The following is a 21,778-nucleotide window of genomic DNA, read 5'->3' as shown; positions in this document are numbered from 1 at the left end:
CGCGAGCAAAAGCAGGAGTAGATGTGGAAGAGTGTGGATCCGTTGGCGGAGAAATATCCAAATATAAACCCTTATGCTTATGTTAATAATAATCCTATAATATTTATTGATCCGAATGGAGAAGAGATAGATTTTTCTTGGATATATAGTAAAAATTCTACTGGTAATTATGTAAATCAAAGTTTAGTAGATGCTTTTGAGTTTTTTGCTGATTCGGGAACAGGACGTAAGTTTTTAGCTGACTACGCTAAAAAGGGACAAATCATAAATGGTTATACATTTGAGAAGAATGGGAAGTATCATAATAGAGGAATGAACTTATTATTCAAAGGATTTGATGATAAAGTAAATGCAGATGCACTAACAAGTACAAAATATACTGATAAGGGGGGAATTGATAGTACAATTAAGTTATCTCAAAAAGGTGTTCTAGTTGAAAGATACTTAGATGATATTGGACATGAGGCATTTATACATGTATCTTTAGATGCAAAGGATTTTTATGACAATGGGAAGTTGGATTTAAGTAGTGTAGATAAATATATTGTTGATTATGTTGATAAAAAAATAGAGGAGGGGAGAATATCGAAAAGTCAAAGAGCAAATAAATCACAACATTTTCAAGAAAGAAATAATAGTAATATTTTATTGATAAATAATTTAGTCCCTATAATGAAAAGTTATTATCAAAAGAAAGGAATTAAAATGAGCGATGAAGAAATTGTGAAAAATGCAACAAGATATATGAATTGATATGATTAGAATAAAAAAATTAATGACAGTATTGTTAATTCCATTTGTATTTGGAAGTTGTATAGGGAAGGAGTATAACAAAAAAATGAAAGATTGGTCTATTGAGTTTATATTGAAAAAAAAACTCACAGTAGATTCATATTATGTTAATTCTAAAGGGGAAGGCATAAGAATGATCAGAGATGTGGATTGTAATGTACAGTTAGAAAAATACAATTATCAGGAGGACGAAATAGTAAAAATTTATAATTCTATTTTATTGTTACAAAATAAAAAAATTGAATGGGATTGCTTGGATGATAGTAGTAAAGATGGAATTAATGCGGAAGTTTTATTACGTGAAGAGAATGTAGAAAAAAAAATAGAATTACCCCACTGTGTTATTGAGCAAAGAAGTGATGAATTTATGGAAATGCTATTAATGTTTGAAAGTATAGCAAAAGATAAAAAAAAGGAGATAATATTAGAAAACTATATAGTACCATGATTGCTTAGAATGATCATGCCTAAATACTAATTTATGCCAAAATTAAAATGTAAATGCGGTGAAATGATTGATTTAAGTGGTATACCTTCTTAAATCAATATTTAATAATTTCTGATACTGAATTTGATAATTTTGAAGGAAATGTTGATTCTGAATTAGTTTATTCACAAATGAAAATTGTTATAAGATGTTATTCTTGTAGGCGACTATATATTTATTTTGATGGTTTTGATCAAAAGCCTTTAATTTATAAATTAGATGATTAATTGATAAAATGTAATTTTTTATTGTTTTTTGTATTAGTTTTTCTAACTAATTGTAGCCAAAAAGAGAATGTTTATTTAGATTTTACTATCACAAAAGTATTTTTAGATATTAATAATTATGATCATGCTGGTCTTCCTCCTATTGTAAAATTTGAAATATTAATAACAAATAAAACAGATAAAGATATAGTGCTAAGATCTTCTGATAAGTATTCTGAGAATATTGATTCGAAGATGATTCTGTTTAATTTGACTTCAAATAAAGCAGTAGTTATTGGTGGTTATTCTACAACTAAATTATTAAAAAATGAAACAAAAACTATTGAGAGTTTTGTTGATTTAAGGGGGGATATTGAAGAGAAATATTTTGGAATTTCAAAAGATTTTTTTGAAGAAAGAGGATTTGATTTTAGTAAGGATATAGATTTCTTGCTATCTAAAATTCGTGAAACGTTTGAGCTCTATTTTTATTAAATAAATCTTTAAATTTATTTGTGGTGAGCACTGTTTCAATCTTTATATAGAGGAATTGATGATTCTGTTCCTGTTAAGATGAATATAAATCAAATAAATGATTTTCAAGATTATAAAAGCGAAAGAGGTTCTATATTTAGAGACTCTTTGAGAAAAGCAAAAATGGATTCTTTTTCAGCTAAAATTAATGATAAATAAAATGAACAGTTTAAAAATTACACTACTTGTGATGAGTTTTCTTTTATATGCTTGTGATAATAGGAAGACTACAGGTTATAGTGAGATTGATCAAAATTATACTTTTAAGCAAAAAGAACGTATTGAGCGGGATGATGTAGTATTAAATCGATACCTTTTTGATAGTAAATCAGATTCAGTTTACAGTATTATAACTGATTCAAAAGGAGTAGTTAGTAGAGGTTGGACCTATAATTTTAGACGAATTGGTGATTGGTATTTTGAGCATAATCAACAGATAGATAGTATTTACAATTATATTAATTATTGTGGAGGAATACACCATGTGAATACAATTAAATATATTGTCAATGATAAGTCCCAGTTTACTAAAGGGTATTGGCATGAGTTTATTTATGATAAAACGGATATAAAACAGAATAAAGCTTTTAATTTTGAAATCAAAATAAATTATGATAAAGAATTGTATAAAGAAAATCTAATGCTATTTCTGTTTCATGATGAAGTTTATAATGCAGATTATTGTGATTTTAAAAAATTTACAAAAGATAGTATGCCCTCTTTTGGAGATGATTTTTATAATGTAAGAATTACACCGAAAGATAGGGGAACGAATAATATTCAGGGGTATTATCTCCTAATGCCAAAAAAGCAATTGGAAAAGGATATAATCGGATTGAAACCTGTTTTTTTTAGAGAAGACTTTGAGGTTAAATAGGGTAGTAATCAGTTTTTTAAATATCCTAATGAAGTTTTATTAACGTTAATGCGTATCGAGAAAGAATAAAGTTTTAGTAAAAGAAATAAATAAAAAAGATAGGATAGTTCTAGTGGTGATCGGAAGAAATTCTAGCTCCTATTTTTTTATCTAATGGGAGCTTATTAGGATCTCTCCAGTTAAGCGACAATCAATGCAATGGCCCCATTTTTAAGTTCCATATTCAATCTTTTATTAGCTGTTGTATACCCTAAGTTAGTAGCCTATTTATAAATAAAAACACCTTTTTTTCATGCAATATTTTTGTATATTTATCAACTGATGTTGTACTCGATAGCTGGGTTAATAAGGTTTCTGGGATAAACGGTAAAATTTGCATAAAATTAAAACCTGCTAAACTTGATTTAGCTTTATAAATGAAAGTCTATTATTATATATTTTATCAGTTATATAAATTTTTGGGAAAAGGTTTCTTTTCCTAAATTCTGGAGTGATTTTAAAGCGACAGTTTCATTAATGGTAATAGAAATATTGATGATGTTTTCGATCATTAACTATTATTCCTTATACCATAATAGCAAGCTAGCGATTAGTTTTAAGGATCCAGTTATTTTTTTACCACTACTTGCTATTTTTACTTTTAATCTTTATTTTTTTTCTATTAAAAGCGATTAGAAAATATACCATGAACAATTTAATCGTTTTTCTAAATGGAAAAATTTCTGCTTAGGTATTGTTGTTTGGTTTTTACTACTTTCTGTTATACTCAACTATTTTTTATCAAGTTATTATATGCAGAAAATAGTTTTAGGTATGTAAATAGAAAGCTTCAAAATAAATACGCCCCAAAAAGGTTATACTTTTGGGGCGCATTTGTTCTTTATTTTTCCTATTTCTAACAATCCGCTAAGTTCACAGCCACAGCCAATCCCCCTTCAGAAGTTTCTTTGTATTTGTTATTCATGTCTTTCGCGGTTTCCCACATGGTGCTTACCACCTTATCTAGCGGAACCTTTACATTTTTAGGATCCGTATCTAGCGCAAGTTCAGCCGCATTAATGGCTTTAATGGCACCCATGGCATTTCGCTCAATACACGGAATCTGTACCAGGCCTCCAATCGGATCACAGGTTAAGCCCAAATGATGTTCCATGGCAATTTCTGCAGCTACCGTAACTTGTTCAGGTGTTCCCCCCATCAATTCACATAAGGCACCAGCAGCCATAGCACTAGAAACTCCAATCTCCGCTTGACATCCACCCATGGCAGCAGAAATAGTTGCACCTTTTTTGAAGATACTGCCAATTTCACCCGCAACCATTAGGAATTGCTTGATTTCTTTGTCTCCCGCTTTGTGGTTTTCAATCACCAAATAGTACATCAATACCGCAGGGATCACCCCCGCACTTCCATTGGTAGGTGCTGTAACCACACGTCCTAAAGAAGCATTCACCTCATTGACCGCTAAGGCAAAACAACTCACCCATTTCAGAATCTGACGGAAGTACACTTTGGTTTTGCGAATCGTTCCCAACCACTCTTGTGGATTGGAATACGGTAAATCACTTTTTAGATTGCTATGAGAATCATAAGCGCGTCTTCGTACATTGAGTCCACCCGGTAAAACCCCTTCCGTATGACAACCAATGTACATGCATTCCAACATCGTATTCCATACACGTAACAATTCACGGTGTATCTCATCTTCGCTGCGCAGTGATTTCTCATTTTCATAAACAATTTGAGAAATCATTTTATTTTGTTCCTTGCAATACGCCAATAGCTCAGTGGCTTTGTCTATAGGATAAGGAAAAGTAGCTTTGATTTCGTCCTTTTCAATATTAATGGCGCTCTCTTCTTTAACCACAAATCCACCACCAATAGAATAAAATGTAGACGCATAAGACTCACCTGTAGAGGTTTGAACAGTAAACGTCATCCCATTGGCGTGAAAAGGCAAAAAGTTTTTATTGAAAACGATGTTAATTTTAGGATCAAAAGTAAGAAACAATTCAGCCCCTAAGTGGAGGGTTTGGGTTGTATTAATCTCAGCAATAATTGCGCTGATATTTTCTATGGGAACGTATTCAGGGTCAGCACCACTAAGTCCTAGCATAACGGCCAAGTCTGTAGCATGGCCAATACCTGTAAGTGAAAGAGAACCAAATAAATCTACGGTTACGCTTTGCACTTGGTTAAATAATTGATGTTCTTTTAGTTCTTTCAAGAAAAGCTCTGCGGCTCTCCATGGACCTAACGTATGTGAGCTCGAGGGTCCAACGCCAATCTTGAGCATATCAAAAACGGAGATACATTCCATAAGGTTGTTTGATTTAATCGTTACGAAGATAAGTAAAATCTATAGAGTCACAAGTGTCAGAAGGGGATTTAACGCAGAAGTGTAGGAAAGTTGTAAGATAGGAGAGATACCTTTGAAAAGAAAGGAGGTTTATGTGATTATGTTAGGATAGCGGATGTATTTATGATAAAAAGAAGGAATACTATCCCAAAACACTGTCAGTAAAACTGACGATAAAACAGGTATCGGGCAAATGAAATGACTTGTTTTGTGACAAAGTGACATTGCGTAAAGGTGTTTTTTATAGAAAAACGGACAGAAATGGCAAAGCGGCTTCTTGGCACAAAGATTGACTAATAGTAAGCGAACCTGAGGTTCAAAATAAGAAAGAAAATTAAGTATAAAAGAAATAAACGATAAACATATTATGAGTAAAATAATTGGTATTGACTTAGGAACTACAAACTCATGTGTTTCTGTAATGGAAGGTAACGAGCCAGTAGTAATTACAAATGCAGAAGGAAAAAGAACAACACCTTCAGTTGTAGCATTTGTTGAAGGAGGAGAAATTAAAGTTGGAGATCCTGCAAAACGTCAGGCGGTAACAAATCCAACCAAAACGGTAGCGTCTATCAAGCGATTTATGGGTGAGAAATTCAGCCAAATAGCAGGAGAAATTACAGCTGTACCTTACAGTGTTGTAAAAGGAGATAACGATACACCTCGTGTTGATATTGACGGACGTTTATATACGCCTCAAGAAATTTCTGCCATGACTTTACAAAAAATGAAGAAAACAGCAGAGGATTTCTTAGGTCAAGAAGTAACAGAAGCTGTAATTACTGTACCCGCTTACTTTAATGACGCACAACGTCAAGCAACAAAAGAAGCAGGTGAAATTGCAGGATTAAAAGTAAGACGTATTATTAATGAGCCTACAGCGGCTGCATTAGCATACGGATTAGACAAAACAGGAAAAGATCAAAAAGTAGTAGTATACGATTTAGGAGGAGGTACATTTGATATTTCTATCCTAGAATTAGGAGACGGTGTATTTGAAGTATTATCTACAAATGGAGATACTCACTTAGGAGGAGATGACTTTGACAACGCAATCATCAAATGGTTAGCGGAAGAGTTTAACAGTGCAGAAGGCGTAGATTTACGCAAAGATGCAATGGCGTTACAACGTTTAAAAGAAGCAGCGGAAAAAGCAAAAGTAGAGTTGTCATCTGCTACGCAAACAGAGATTAACTTACCGTATATTACCGCTACTGCTTCAGGACCGAAACACTTGGTACAAACGTTGACAAGAGCTAAATTTGAGCAATTGTCTGATGATTTAGTACGTCGTTCTATGATTCCTTGTGAGAAAGCATTAAAAGATGCAGGTTTATCAAAATCGGATATTGATGAGGTAATCTTAGTAGGGGGGTCTACACGTATTCCTAGAATCCAAGAAGAAGTAGAGAAATTCTTTGGTAAAAAACCACACAAAGGAGTAAATCCAGATGAGGTTGTTGCGATTGGAGCAGCTATTCAAGGTGGAGTTTTAACTGGAGATGTGAAAGATGTATTGTTGTTAGACGTTACACCACTATCTTTAGGTATTGAAACTATGGGCGGTGTATTTACTAAATTAATTGAGTCAAATACAACAATTCCTACTAAAAAATCACAAGTATTCTCTACAGCTGCGGATAATCAACCTTCGGTAGAAATCCATGTTGTACAAGGAGAAAGACCAATGGCTGCGGATAATAAAACAATTGGTCGCTTCCATTTAGATGGTCTTCCGCCAGCACAAAGAGGAGTACCTCAAATTGAAGTTACTTTTGATATTGATGCCAACGGAATTATCAAAGTATCTGCAACAGATAAAGGAACAGGTAAATCACATGATATTCGTATTGAAGCTTCATCAGGATTGACAGAAGCAGAAATCGAAAGAATGAAAAAAGAAGCAGAAGCAAATGCTGATGCAGATAAAAAAGCAAAAGAAGCCGTTGATAAAATCAACGAAGCAGATGCTATGATTTTCCAAACAGACAAACAATTAAAAGAGTTTGGAGATAAATTATCAGCAGCAAATAAAACGGCAATTGAAGGTGCTTTAGAAGAATTGAAAAAAGCGTACGAAACAAAAGATGTGGATACAATTACTCCAGCTTTAGACAAAATCAATGAGGCTTGGAAAGCAGCTTCAGAAGAAATGTACAAAGCTCAAGCAGAGTCTCAACCAGGAGGTGCTCAAGAAGCACAACCAAACCAAGGTCAAGGTGGTGGAGATGCTGAAGGTCCACAAGATGTTGACTACGAAGAAGTAAAATAATAAACTAAACATTTTTAGTTATAAGTAAAAAACCGAGTCTGAATTAAGGCTCGGTTTTTTTATGGTTATGGGTGGAGAGAAATGGGTGGAGGATTAGAGGTTAACGGTTTACCGTAAGCAGTTAACTGTTGAACGTCCCTAATACACAGTATTTCTACTCCCCATTCCCTGTGCTCATGGAACTATATACTAGGAAGCACTAGTTCTCACAGTACTTACTCACAGTTTGCCTCCCTGAGGGCACGAAGGGTCGCATCCTATAAATCCATACTACGAATAACAAAGCTGAATAACAAAGCTGAATAACAGATGTGATGCTTCACTGCGATCAGCATGACATACGTATGGCTATGTATCAACAACTCATACCATAACCCATAACTCATAACCCTTCACCCATTTCTCATCACCATCACTTATTTTTTCTATACGCCCAATAAAATACCTGTGGTAATATAGTGAATGCTAAAATCATACCAATGATTAATCCTCCTACAATCATAATGGCTAAAGGCTTTTGAATTTCAGAACCCATCCCATTAGATAGCGCAGCAGGTAATAATCCCATAGACCCCATTAGAGCAATCATAATAACGGGTCTAATACGACTTTTAACACCATCTCTGATTGCTTCTTCCAACGGCATCCTTTTCTTGAGGTTTTCTTTCATTACCCCAATGAGGACAATCCCATCGATTGTCGAAACACCAAACAAGATAATAAAGCCAATTCCAGCAGAAATACCAAAGGTAGTCCCTGTTAGCCAAAGGGATATAAATCCACCAATAAAAGCAAAAGGCAAGGTTAAGGAAGCAATAGCTGTATCTTTTACATTGCCAAAGTTGAAATAAAGTAAGATTAAAATAAGAATTAAAGAAATTGGAACAACCAAAATCAGCTGTTTTGCCGCTCTCTCTTTACTTTCAAATTCACCCGCCCATTCCATTTTATTGATAGATGGAAGATGTACTTCTTTTTCTACTTTTGCTCTAGCTTCTGCAATCGTACTACCTAAATCACGTCCTTCAATACTAAAGCCAATACCAATGTATCTACTATTGCCTTCGCGATAGATGAAAGCAGGACCGGTATGGTAATCTATGGTTGCAATTTCTTTAAGAGGTACTTGTTTTCCATCCAAACTGGGAATTAAAATATCGCCAATTTTTTCTGCCGAATCGCGGTAGTTTTTGTCAAAACGCAAAACGACATCAAACATTCTCTCATTTTCATAAAAAGTAGTAGCCGCCTGACCTCCAATAGTCATTGCAATTACAGCTTGAGCATCCGCAGTTGTAACGGCATATTTGGCCATTTTTGAATCGCTCAAAGAGATGCGCAATTCTGGAAGACCGATGTTTTTAAATATATTTAAATCGGTAATCCCAGGTACATCCTTGATGCTTTTAGCCACTTGGTTTGCATATTTTTCTAAATCGAATAAATTATCCCCAAATATTTTAATCACCAACGAACTTTTAACGCCTGCTACATATTCTTCTACGTTATCTTGAATCGGTTGACTGAAACCAAAATTGATTCCAGGGTACTTTTCTAAAGAAGCACGCATTTCGTCTAGTAACTCATCCTTGGAAATCGAGCGTTTCCACTCTTTTTCAGGCTTGAGTTGCGTATGGAATTCGATGTTAAAAAATCCCGTAGGATCTGTTCCATCATTAGGGCGTCCCGTTTGGGTTAAAACAAATTTCACTTCCTCATAATTACGGAGAATTCCCTTCATTTCTTTGGTTAATCGAACCGATTCATCCAGATTGATACTACTAGGTAGAGTTGCTCGAATATAAATGGCACCTTCGTTTAATTTTGGAAGAAACTCTGAACCATAATAATGGAAGCGAACCCCGCAAATAACTAAGATTAAGCCAAATAAAGCAAAGGTTAGTTTTTTGTGATAAAAACTCCAGTTGAACATCTTGTAAATAGAAGTTCTAAAGAATTTCGATATAAAGTTTTCTTTTTCTTCAATATTCTTGGTTAACAAGAGCTTACACATAGCAGGTACATAGGTTAAACTTAAGATTAAGGAACCTAATAAGGCATAACCCAAAGTAAACGCTAGAGGTGAAAACATTTTGCCCTCTACTTTTTCAAATGAGAAGATAGGCATCAAAGCAACAATTAAGATCAGTAAGGCAAAGAAAATATAACCCGCTACGCTACTGGCACTTTTTCGAATGGTCCCTAATTTTGACATTTTATTAAAGCGCTTCATGCCAACAACTTGTGCTTTCTTTTCTAAGCCTACAAAAACATGCTCAACAATCACTAAGGTTCCTTCTAAAAGTAAACCAAAGTCCAAGGCACCCATCGAGATTAAATTGGCAGGTAATCCTTGAATTTTTAGCATGATGATTGCGAACAAGAAAGACAACGGAATCACAGAAGCAACAATGAACGTTGTGCGCCAATTATACAAAAATATAAATACAATAACTGATACCAATAAAACCCCTTCAATTAGGTTTTTAGTTACGGTATGAACCGTTGTATTTACTAGATCTGTTCGATCAATAATAGGAACAATCTTTACATTTTTAGGTAATATACGATCATTTAAATCCTCAATTTTCAGTTTTAATTTGTTAATTACCTCACTAGGGTTTTCACCGCGTAGCATCACGACTATACCTTGTACAACATCTTCTTCATCTTGATAGCCTACTTGACCCAATCTCGGCTTTGCATTGACTACAACTTGTGCAACATGTTTGACTAAAATAGGGGTATTGCCTTTAACCTCAATGAGGATATTCTCAATATCTTCAATGTTGTCTAATAGACCAACACCACGTACAACATACGCTTGATCTCCACGTTGAATAACATCTCCACCAACGTTAATGTTGCTTTTTTCAACGGCTTCATATACATCTAAAGGAGATAATCCATAGTTTACTAATTCAGTTGGATTAATTCGTATTTCGAAGGTTTTTTCTTCCCCGCCAAAACTCACTACATCCGCTATACCAGGTACAGATAACAATTCTCGTTCGACCACCCAGTCTTGGATAGAAGTAACCTCTTTGATGGGTAAATCACTTTGGATGATGTAGCGAAAAATTTCACCTGTTGCACCCGAAGGGGGTTCTATTTCAAAATCCGCTCCCTCAGGTAAATTAACACTTCCCATGCGGTTTGATGCATATTGTTGGGCATAAAAATCGTCAATATCATCATTGAATAATACCGTTACAACCGATAAACCAAATAAGGAAATCGATCGAACTTCTGCTTTATTGGGAATGGTGTTCATCTCTTTGGAGATGGGCAAGGTGATAAATTTTTCTATTTCTTCTGCACTGCGACCTGGCCATTGCGTAATAATACGCGCGCGGGTATTGGTTACATCCGGAAAGGCCTCAATAGGCGTATGTATGTAGCTGTAGATTCCCCCAAATAACAATAACAACACGCCAAAAATAACAATGAACGTGTTTTTTAGGGAAAAGGCTACAATATTTTTGACAAATTTTTGCATGTTCTACTTTTCTTTTGAATTACAAGTGATTGTTTAATTGCTCGTAAATTAATAATTCATTCGTGGTAATAACGGTTTCTCCTGCTTCAACTCCTCCTTTGATATAGGTAAATTCGGCGTTTTTAGTAATCGGCGTTATCTGGCGAATTTCTTGATGACAATTGTCTTTATAGGTGACTACATAGTTTTGATTGTTGTCAAAAATAATAGCATTATTAGGCACAGCTAAGGCTTCTCCTTGCTTGTCATCAATTAATAAGTAAATTTCTGCTGACATCCCAGGACGCAATTTCATTTCGTGATTTGTCAAGACAATACGTGCTTTTAAAACACGTTCTTCAGCATCAAAAACCTGTGAAATATTGGATATTTTACCTTCAAACTTCTCATCCGGATAGGCGAGTGTACTCACTTGTACCTCTGCGTTGAGGTTGACATAGCGCATTGAAGTAGCATATACATTGGCCATAATCCATACATCACTTAGGTTAGCAATGGTAAAAAGAGGCTCATCTGTATCGGTAATGGTCATACCAGCAACAATACTTTTAGTAACAATGTAACCGTCTTGTGGGGCAATAATTTGATAAATTCCCTCTTTATTTTGCCCATTAAACATGGATAAATTACTCTTAGCTGCACGCAATTTACTTTCTAATACTTGTACATCTTCTTCTGCTTCTATCAGTTCCTTTTGTGAAGAAATTCCATCTTTATACATAGAAGAAACAGATTCTAATTCGCGTTTAGCTACTTTTAATTCTGCTTCTGTTGCACGTAATTCCGTTTTAAATTCATTTAAATCCGTACTTCTGATTTCTGCAAGCAGTTGTCCTTTTTTGACATAATCACCCAGCGAAAATTTCGCTGTAACCACAATACCTTCAATCAAACTGTAAAAGGGAATCGTTTTATCTTGATTGTATTCAACCGTTCCATTCAAACTAATGGTTCGTTGAATAGGACGTTGTGTTACTTTAGCAAAATTTAATTCCTTGCTAATTTCTTCAGGAATACAGTACTTATCTTCTTGTGCAACTGACGATTCTTGTTGTTTACAAGCAGAGAAGGTCAGTAAAGCTAGTAAGGCATAGCCCATCGTATATTTTGAGGTCATTTTGAGGTGTTTCATATTATATATCTTTTCCAACAGCAAATTGTAAATTTTCTAATTGTTCGTTTAAATCTTTTTTGGTCTCTAATAAGATGTTTTTGTTATCTAAGTAAGCTTCTACGAAATCTAGATATTCAATCATACTTACGTTTCTTTTTTGAAAGTTTTTTACATAAGCCTCTACTAATTTATCGAGTTGATCTTCATAATCGGAATCAATTTGATTGTATAACTCTCTCGACTGCATATAGTTTCTAAGGGCTTCAATAATATCATTTGCTACTTCATTTTTTTTGCTTTTAGCTTCAATTTCTGCGAGTTGAACGCCTAATTTTGCTTCTTTGATATTTCCTTTGTTTCGATCAAAAATAGGTAAGTCAAAGGATAAGCCAAAACCAACGAAATCGCGCATAATATTTCCTCCGCGATCATAATCAACGGCAACGGTAACATTCGGCGTGCGTTCAGCTTTTTCAATAGCAACTTGCTTTTTGGCTTGATTGATAAGATTTTCATTGAGTAGGACATCCGGTCTATTTTCTAGCGCATGGATAATCCAATCTTCTATTTGTAATTCACTTACCAATTTGGTAGGAACCTCTAGTTCACCTGTAATATAGATTTGCGTATGGGTGCCTATATTGATAAAGTTTTTTAACTCTTTGAGAGATTCTTCTAAATCTTTGGAAATATCAACCAGTTCTTTTTTAAATTGAAGCTGAGCTGCTTTTAAACGAATGTATTCACTGTGACTTATATTGCCTTGGTTTAATTGATTTTTATACCCTGTAATCAATAGACTCGTGTTGTCTATTTGCTTTTGATAAATTTGTTGTTGCTTTTGTAAAACTTGGATAGAAGTTAAGGTATTGCGCAAAGATAGTTTGGTTTCGCGTAAAACGATTTCAAAATCCGTTTTGCGCTCTTCAATCGTTAATTTTTGCAAATCAATTCGCTTGCGTCTTTTACCTGCTGTTTCTATTTCTTGTTCTAAGTGTAGCGATATTTGCTGTGAAGTACCCCAATTGCCAAAAATGGTAGGTTGTTCTTCTATATCTGTTGTACGCCAAGCATTTACTTCCGAAATCTCAAAAGTGGGATTAGGCCATAAGCGCGCTTGAATCAGCTGGGCTTCTGCTTGGGAGATTTCTAGTTTTTTAGCCAATAAATCTAAATTTTGTTCTAAAAATAGAGTCTCTACATCGGGTTTGCTTAACGTCAGTTTTTGCTGTTTATCCTGTGCATATATAAGGCATACAGATAAAGCGAAAAAGGATAAGGTTAGTACACTTCTAAACATCTTGTTTTAATTTATTGTTCAAAATTACAATTTGCATATTACAGTGGCTTTGGAGTCGCATTAATAGGATATTAAAAGTAGATTAGAATTCGATTAGAATCATTAATATGTTGACTATAAATCGGTGTTTTATATAATTCATTTGTTGAAATCTAAATTTTTAAAATAGTAAGTGAAAATACTGTTTTTTTTTATACTATATTGGATTGTTTATGAGTGTTTTTAACCTAGTATAGGTAGCAATGTTAAAAATTAGAGGGAATTTACAGGCAAATAGGGTAGTTGTTTGGAACTCCTTCGGGAATTCTTCGTGACTCCTTCGTGATTCCTTCGGAAAAAGGCCCCTTTTTCCGAAGGAATCACGAAGCATGGTGTAGGAAATAGGGGAGGAAACCTAATTTAGAAAGGAATAAAAGACTTCTAAGGTTTGAAAGAGGAATAGAAAAGTATAAAACGAGGGGCTGTCTCAAAAGAGTAGCCCCTCGTTTTTTAAGCTTTTTTTTATAAGATAAAACGCATTTACTAGCTCTATTAATCCTATAGGCTAGTAATAAAAATGTGTTTTTAAGGCATAAAAAAAGGCTGTCTTTAATTAAAGACAGCCTTTTTGAGGTATTTTGAAGGAGTATATTTTATTTTTTTAGATGCTTTCTGTATTGTATGAAAGATAAAATGCTCAGTACTGCAACAAAGGCCACAGACCACCAAATGATTGAAGGTGTAATTACTTTATCACCTGACGCATAGGAGTGCAATCCACTTAAATAGAAGTTTACCCCAAAGTACGTCATCATGATCGCGTAATAAGCCAAGATACTAAATACATTGTAAATCCAGGTACCACGCAAAGCAGGTACTAAACGAGCGTGAATCACAAAAGCGTAAATCATAATACTAATTAAAGCCCATGTTTCTTTTGGATCCCATCCCCAGTAACGACCCCAACTTTCATTGGCCCATTGTCCTCCTAAGAAGTTTCCTATCGTTAAGAGTACTAAACCTACGGTTAATGCCATTTCATTGATATAGGTTAGCTCTTTGATGTTTAGATCCATTTTTTTCTTGTTCTTGCTATTGGTTAAAATCATCAATACTAAAGAGACAATACCTAGAATCATACCCAAAGTAAAAGGACCATAACTCGCTACGATAATGGCAACGTGGATAATTAACCAATACGAGTTCAATACGGGTTGTAAGTTAGAAATAGCCGGATCCATGTAATTTAGATGCGCTCCCCATAAGATCATTCCAGCAACAAAGGCTGTTGAAGCGATGGTTAATTCTGATTTTTTTCCAAAATAAATCCCGAAAAGGGTAGTTGCCCAAGCGACGTAAATAACTGATTCATAAGCATCACTCCATGGAGCATGGCCCGAAACGTACCAACGTACTGCTAATCCTAAAGTGTGAATTGCAAATAGAATCACGGTTAACCAGCGTCCTATTTTAATCATTCTCGTAGAGAATTTAGTTGGTTTTAAGATCGCTGCAATGATAAAGATAAACGAGAATATAGCTACCGCCATATAATATCGATATAGTGTTTTAAATATATCGTATTGATTATATAGAATTTCGAATTTAATTTTATTATCCGAAGGCATTATGGTTTTACCATAAGAATGCTGGAACGTATTTAGATGTTCTAAATATTCATTCGCTTTCGCATAGTTATTGGTTTGTTTGGCTTCAAATAAAGCAGGAATATACATGCGAGATAGGATATTCTTCGTGAAAGTAGAATCCATCCCCGTCATACCTGATTCATTTAATTCCAACGGAGAAATCCATTTGTCATTATCGTGGTTTGGAATTGGAAAAATAGTTAAAATTCTACCTGTAAAAGCAGCATTTAATAAAGCAACTTTACCGTCTAAATCTAAGTAATCTTTTTGGAATTGATCTTTAACACTAGAATGGTTGGCTTCCTCTACATATTTTACTAGTTTGTAATTTCCATTTTCATCAAAAAAATCAACAAAAGCGGCATATTTACTTCCAGCAGGTAAACCAAGAACTTCAATTATTTTATCGTTACCTCTTTTTAATTCGATGATAGGAGCAAAATACCAAAAGTTAGGCGCTCCTTGCATCTGCTGAGCAACGGTGAATTGTGTCATCGATAAGAAAACTTGATCGGGTGTTAAGCCTTGGTAAGTCTCTGATTTATACACTTTTCTCAATAACTCAGAAGAGAAAGTATTGATTGGTTTCATACGTCCTCCAAAATCTTGGATAACCAAAGAACCAAATTTTGCAGCGTGTTCTTTATCCACCGTATTCGCGTGAATAATCGAGTCAATTACGGCTGGTGTTGGTTTATCAGGAGCATGCATATGCTGAGCTGAAGCTCCTAATGAGAATAAAAGAATTAGAACAGTTAGCATAGAAGCTTTCTTCTCTCTTACTTTATTTAGCTTGCGTTTTAAATCAGCAAAACGCGAATTTTTGTCAAATAGAATAAGGATTAAACCAATATATAAAATCGTATAACCGATATATGTAATCCAGGTTCCCCAGAAATCGTGATTTACTGATAAAATTGTTCCTTTTTCATCTGGATCAAATTGAGCTTGAAAGAAGCGGTATCCTTGGTAATCTAAAATATTATTCATGTAAATTCGAGCATCAAAGGTTTGATCACCATCTATAACCGTTACTTGACTTTCAAAAGCAGAATAACTCTTTTCGGTTCCAGGGTATTTAGCAGCGATAAATTTGTTTAAATGTACCTGAAAAGGTGTTGTATATACTTTACTACCATACATTAGAGTGAATTCTAAATCACCCAATTGAAAAGATTGAGGTTCACCCATTCTTCCTGCTTTCCCTTTTAAGATGACATCTTTTTCTTGGCCTTGTGAACGAACCGTAACAATTAAAGCATCAGGAGTCATTTTATCTTTAAAATCACCATTAGAAACCACCGTTGTTTTTCCCTTCATTGGCAATTCAGGTAATACAAATTGGGTACCGGCCATAGTGTATAAAGAGCGGAAATTTAAAGGTTGTTTTTCATTGGCTGTAACATCTCCAGTAGATTGATCAGCCATTTTCATAAAATTACCTGCAAAAGGGGTGTCTATGAAGAATTCTCCATTTTCAGAAGAAATATTAATAGCGCCATCTGTTGGTGCATTATAACCAAATAAAACGCCGTGAATACTAGCTACTTGACCTTCTTGTAAGAAATGTTCATGTCGTTCACCATCGCCAGATTCAACTAGTTTTAAGAAATTTGTTCCATTTGGATCTGCTTCAATTACTTCTTCAGCAGCCATAATAAAATCTTTGTATTCTACTTCAAAGGGAATCTCGTTGAAGTCTTCTTTCATTTTGAAGTGGTTATTCGTTACCTGAGAGAAATACTGATCTCTTTCGAAAGTACGTCTTCTTGTTTCCCCTTCATATTCCCCATCTGTCATAACAGTTAAGAAGGTTTTGTCAGAGAAAATACTATCTGCAGTTTCCCCTTCACGAATAGGCATCATTCCTTCAAAACTGATGTATCGGGTAATAAATGCACCGATCAAAATTAGAATAAAGGCCGCATGTAACATAAAGGTAGACCATTTTTCTTTGGATAGTAAACGGTAGCGCTTGATGTTTCCGATAAAGTTAATCAAGAAGAAAAGCATGATTAACTCGAACCATTTCGTATTGTAAATCAGAATTCGGGCAGTTGTCGTATTGTAGCGATCCTCAATAAAAGTTCCTAGAGCAAGGGCCACTGCATATACGATGAAAAGAACGGCCATTAGTCGGGTTGAGGAGAAAAAAGATATGATTTTTTTATCCATGAGTTGTAGATACGTTGTTTTTTAATGGAACAAAAATAACCAAAATGCCCAGTAAACGGGTATATTTAACTTAATATTTAGGTTTGAAATTTACTTTTTTTATGTCTAAAAATAAGTAAATTTGCAAAGATCTTTACCTCATTTGATCGATGATTAATAAATCAACAAGGTTTGGTCGCTATTTAGTGAATTAATAAAAAATTATCCATGCCAAAAATCTCTCAAAAAGGCGTTCAGATGCCTGAGTCTCCGATTAGAAAATTGGTTCCTTTTGCCGAAAAAGCAAAACAAAAAGGACATCATGTATATCATTTAAACATTGGTCAACCTGATATTAAAACACCAGTTGGTGCTTTACAGGCAGTGAAAGATGCTAAAATTGAAGTATTAGAATATAGTCATTCAGCCGGTTTTGAAAGTTATAGAAATAAACTAGCCCTATATTATCAAAAACATCAGTTAGATGTAAATGCACAAGATATTATCATTACAACCGGAGGGTCAGAAGCTTTGATGTTTGCTTTAGGTAGTACGATGGATCCAGGAGATGAAATTATTATTCCAGAACCTTTTTATGCCAATTATAATGGTTTTTCAATTTCTAATGGAGTAACTATTGTACCGGTCATGTCAACGATTGATACAGGATTTGCGTTACCTTCAATTGCTGAATTTGAAAAATTGATTACATCAAAAACAAAAGCAATTTTGATTTGTAATCCCGGTAATCCAACTGGATATTTATATGCTGAAGAAGAAATGAAGCAATTAGCTGCTTTGGTAATTAAGCATGATTTATTTTTAATTGCCGATGAAGTATATCGCGAATTTGCTTATGATGGATTTAAACATATTTCGGTAATGAGTATTCCAGCATTAGCCAATCATGCAATTATGATCGATTCTGTTTCTAAACGTTATAGTATGTGTGGAGCTCGTATTGGTTGTATTGTTTCTAAAAACAAAGAGTTGATGGATGCAGCCATGAAATTTGCACAAGCACGTCTTTCTCCTCCTACTTTTGAACAAATCGCTGCTGAGGCTGCTTTAGATACACCTCAATCGTATTTTGATGAGGTAATCACAGAATATAAAGAACGCAGAGATGTTTTTATTCAAGCCTTGCAAGCCATTGATGGAGTAGAAGTAACGGTACCTAATGGATCTTTTTACTGTGTAGCTAAATTTCCAGTTAAAAATGTAGATCATTTTGCCAAATGGTTATTGGAAGAGTTTGACTTAAATGGTGATACTGTTATGATAGCACCAGCTGAAGGATTTTACTCTACACCAAATGTTGGGTTAAATGAAGCACGCATGGCTTACGTTTTAAAGAAAGAAGATTTAATTCGCTCTGCAGCGGTTTTAAAAGAAGCTTTAAAAGTATATCAAACCATCGAATAAAAAAGAATTCGATTTCATAAAATAAGGGAATAAAGTCACGTGATTTACGTGGCTTTTTTTTGTTTTAACTTTTTTGGATCAATTTTTAATCAAGGCTGAAGTTCGTAATTTGCTTTAAAAATAGGCTTAAAAAATTATTCTTCTCCTAGAATAACGAGATTTATTTAAAATAAGCGCTTTAGAGGTGTTAATTATGTCTTCTAGGAATAATAGGTGTGAAAACAAATATATGTGTCTTAAAATTAATCTATGCAAGCCTTTTTTTATCTGTTTAGAGTTATACCTCTTTTTTGTATGAAGTAAAGGAGCAAATTTCAAAATTTATTTTGTATTTCTTTTTTTATTTAAGAATTTATAGGAAATAAAAGCCCCACCAGTCGCTAATTTCTTTAACTATTTAACTTTCTTTTTTAGGTTCAAATTGCACAGGAAAAGAGGTTTTTAGTTTTTTTATATGCAGAAATGGGATACTAGGGCATGAATCAAATGATTTTTATCAGTTTTTGCTCATTTTTTTTGTACGTATAGAAAATGCAACATGATTGGTTTTTTCTTTTTTTTAAATATTTGATTACTAGGTATTTAGTTTGGTTTCATATTGTTGGAATGTCGTTCTTGCTAATAATGTGAAACGTAATTTATAAGGATATTAATCAATTTTGTCATAAATAATACAAGGAGTAAAAACGCAAGGCATACCTCCTTTATTAAGTTGGTTTAGATAAGATTTAACCATAAGACACTAGATTTAGTTAAAAACTAAAGCTAAGATAAAATTGAAAAATTAACAAATGATTACGCAGTAAAATGCAAAATACTTAGTTATGAAAAAAAGATTAATACCAGTTGCTCTATTATTGGGGGCAATGTCAGCAAATGCACAGGTAGGGGTTGGTACAAATACACCTAACAAGTCTGCCGAATTGACAATTGAAGCTAAGGACAGAGGTTTATTGATTCCTAGAGTTCCTTTATTGGATACCAAAGATGACAAGACAATTACCAATGGCAACATTAATAGTTTAATGGTATTTAATACTACTACAAATGCGGCTATTAAACCAGGTTATTATTATTGGTTTGTAGATAAATGGTTGCGTTTAACAGCAGACAGTGATATACCAGGTATCGTTGTAAATAACTTTCAAGAAATATTAAATATGGAAGGCGATAAGGTAACCAACCTTATCGAAAACATAGTTAGAAATACAGAAGGTAATGTAATTTATGAAGGGGATAAATTATATTACATCGACAATGGTGGAAATAAAGTTGAAATCAACTTTGAAGACATCGTGCAGCAATATGAAACAGTAACTGTTTTAGGATATGACACTGCTACAGGAGCTTTAACTTACTCAAATGAGCGAGGTTTAGTGGTTACTGTAGATATTAAAGCAGCTGTTAAATCATTTGAAACAGTTACTTCTATTGCTATTAATCAGGTCGCAGGTACTATTTCATTCGTTGATGAGGCAGGAGTTACGACTACTTTAGACCTTGGTCAGCTTATAAAAGCACATGAAACGGTTACGAACTTAGTTCGTGTTCAACCAGGTACATATACCTATACAAATGAAGTTGGAGCTGTTCAGAATATTACTGTAATTGGTGATATTACAGAGGTAATTCGCACTAGAACTGATGTTGATTTGTACAATGTACTAAAGCAATTAGTAAAAGTTGAACAATCGCTTACTTCATTAATCTATAATGCCACTACAAGAGAATTAGTTTATACAGATGAGGAAAATGCACCTCATACGGTTGATGTAAATGCGATTGTAAAAGAGAATCAATATGTAACAGAATTACTAGAAGGAACAAATATTAAGGTAGTAAAAACTACCGTTGGAAATACAATTACGTATACATTAAATGTGCCAACAGCAACTAGAGATGTAGCAGGTGTTGTAAAACCTGGAAGTGGATTAGATATTGATGTTGATGGTAATTTAACGGTAAACTTAGATACAGCTTTAAACGGAAAAGATTTAACGGGTAATGAAAAAATCGTTGTTACGGATGGTAGAGGTGCTGTATTAAAAACAACAAGCCTTGATATTAATGAGTCAAAATTAAGCTTACAGAATATTGGTGGTACGTTAAACCTTACGCAGCTTCAAAAAGGAAATGCTGGGGATGTTTTAGTTGTTGATGCAGCAGGTAATGTAATCTGGTCTGCCCAAGATGCTATTACAACCAATGAATTGACTTTAGTTGGTACGGATTTAATCTCTACTGTAAACAATGTTCCTGCAACGGTAAGTTTAGTAGATAAATTATCTACTGAAATGTTGAAAAATGGTTCAGTTACCGCTGAAAAATTAGGAGCTGAAGGAGTTGAAGCAGGAAAAGTTCCAGTTGTTCAGGCAGATGGTACTGTTGTGTATCAAAATCTTTCATCTTTAAATATAGATGGAAAAGCATTGACTTCTGTGAATGACTTACTTACTGTTTCACTAGAAGCAGGCGTTGTCTTAAAAGATGTTCAGTTAACAATTAATCAAGATAAATTTGATTTAGCTCAAATAGGAGGTGAATTAAAGGTTACACAAATTGAAAAAGGAGCCAATGAAACAATATTGGTTACTGATACAGATGGAACAGTAAAATGGGTAACTAAAGATAGCGTTGTAAAATCAAATGAAAGTCAAACGACAATCATCACGGTTGACAACAAACAATACTACGTTTCAGAAGCTTATTTAACTGCAAATAATGGAGTTGTTCCAACAACAGTTAATCCAGCAAATTTACCAGAAGGTATTTATGCGATTGATGTTGTAGGTGGAGTGATCAACAATTTTGAAGAAATTGTAAACCACGGTCCTATCACAGTTGACGGAAATACATACCCAACAATCAATGAATATATCACGCATTTAACAGAAACAACAGGTGGCTTCACTAAAATTGTTTACGATCAAACTACAGGAGATGTAATCTTCCAAGAGTGGGATGCTACTACAAATTCATGGGTAAATGTTGATAACAGCAAATTCGAAACTATCGTTCAAGCAAATGAAAGTCAAACGACAATCATCACGGTTGACAACAAACAATACTATGTTTCAGAATCGTACTTAATAGCAAATAAAGGAGTAGTTCCAACAACAGTTAATCCAGCA

The 21,778-nt window shown here is 34.1% G+C and carries 11 protein-coding genes and 1 pseudogene; 7 read left to right on the top strand and 5 right to left on the bottom strand.

All coding sequences use genetic code 11. The annotated features are described in order from the left end of the window. Positions 1-21 precede the first annotated feature (21 nt). The 4 genes from ACMHJ2_RS17285 to ACMHJ2_RS17270 all read left to right on the top strand — a co-directional run bounded on the left by ACMHJ2_RS17285 (position 22) and on the right by ACMHJ2_RS17270 (position 2,896). Positions 22-753: a hypothetical protein gene (locus ACMHJ2_RS17285; protein WP_413514108.1), complete on the top strand. Its 732-nt coding sequence runs from the start codon at positions 22-24 to the stop codon at positions 751-753. A 1-nt stretch (position 754) separates the two neighbouring features. Continuing rightward, positions 755-1,240, top strand: coding sequence for a hypothetical protein (locus ACMHJ2_RS17280; RefSeq protein ID WP_413514107.1), 486 nt, complete (start codon positions 755-757; stop codon positions 1,238-1,240). A 287-nt stretch (positions 1,241-1,527) separates the two neighbouring features. Next, entirely contained in the window at positions 1,528-1,980 is a 453-nt protein-coding gene (locus tag ACMHJ2_RS17275) for a hypothetical protein (RefSeq protein WP_413514106.1), read from the top strand. Between the two features lie 199 nt (positions 1,981-2,179). After that, on the top strand, positions 2,180-2,896 hold the full coding sequence (locus ACMHJ2_RS17270) for a hypothetical protein (RefSeq protein ID WP_413514105.1): 717 nt from the start codon (positions 2,180-2,182) through the stop codon (positions 2,894-2,896). An 895-nt stretch (positions 2,897-3,791) separates the two neighbouring features. Here the strand turns inward: ACMHJ2_RS17270 and ACMHJ2_RS17265 are convergent. Beyond that, positions 3,792-5,216, bottom strand: coding sequence for an L-serine ammonia-lyase (locus ACMHJ2_RS17265; protein WP_413514104.1), 1,425 nt, complete (start codon positions 5,214-5,216; stop codon positions 3,792-3,794). 406 nt (positions 5,217-5,622) lie between these two features. On the opposite strand from ACMHJ2_RS17265, the gene dnaK reads away from it, so the two are divergent. Further along, positions 5,623-7,527, top strand: coding sequence for a molecular chaperone DnaK (gene dnaK / locus ACMHJ2_RS17260; RefSeq protein ID WP_413514103.1), 1,905 nt, complete (start codon positions 5,623-5,625; stop codon positions 7,525-7,527). A 412-nt stretch (positions 7,528-7,939) separates the two neighbouring features. Here dnaK and ACMHJ2_RS17255 read toward each other — a convergent pair whose 3' ends face one another. From ACMHJ2_RS17255 to ccsA, 4 genes are all read right to left on the bottom strand, one after another. Then, complete coding sequence (locus tag ACMHJ2_RS17255; RefSeq protein ID WP_413514102.1) at positions 7,940-11,026, bottom strand: efflux RND transporter permease subunit; 3,087 nt, start codon at positions 11,024-11,026, stop codon at positions 7,940-7,942. Positions 11,027-11,045: 19 nt separating this feature from the next. Next, positions 11,046-12,158, bottom strand: a complete 1,113-nt coding sequence (locus ACMHJ2_RS17250; RefSeq protein WP_413514101.1) for an efflux RND transporter periplasmic adaptor subunit — start codon at positions 12,156-12,158, stop codon at positions 11,046-11,048. Between the two features lies 1 nt (position 12,159). Continuing rightward, a complete protein-coding gene (locus tag ACMHJ2_RS17245) occupies positions 12,160-13,440 on the bottom strand; it encodes a TolC family protein (protein WP_413514100.1) in 1,281 nt (426 codons plus the stop codon). 632 nt (positions 13,441-14,072) lie between these two features. Next, positions 14,073-17,243, bottom strand: a complete 3,171-nt coding sequence (ccsA, locus tag ACMHJ2_RS17240; protein WP_413514099.1) for a cytochrome c biogenesis protein CcsA — start codon at positions 17,241-17,243, stop codon at positions 14,073-14,075. Positions 17,244-17,450: 207 nt separating this feature from the next. Between ccsA and ACMHJ2_RS17235 the strand changes: the two genes are divergently transcribed. Both ACMHJ2_RS17235 and ACMHJ2_RS17230 read left to right on the top strand, forming a co-directional pair. Further along, a complete protein-coding gene (locus tag ACMHJ2_RS17235; RefSeq protein WP_413514098.1) occupies positions 17,451-18,647 on the top strand; it encodes a pyridoxal phosphate-dependent aminotransferase in 1,197 nt (398 codons plus the stop codon). 824 nt (positions 18,648-19,471) lie between these two features. Continuing rightward, positions 19,472-21,778, top strand: a pseudogene (locus ACMHJ2_RS17230) (hypothetical protein); the annotation flags it as partial.

Source organism: Myroides odoratus, assembly GCF_965118575.1.
GTDB lineage: Bacteria > Bacteroidota > Bacteroidia > Flavobacteriales > Flavobacteriaceae > Flavobacterium > Flavobacterium odoratum_B.
This window is presented reverse-complemented; position numbering and strand designations above follow the sequence as displayed.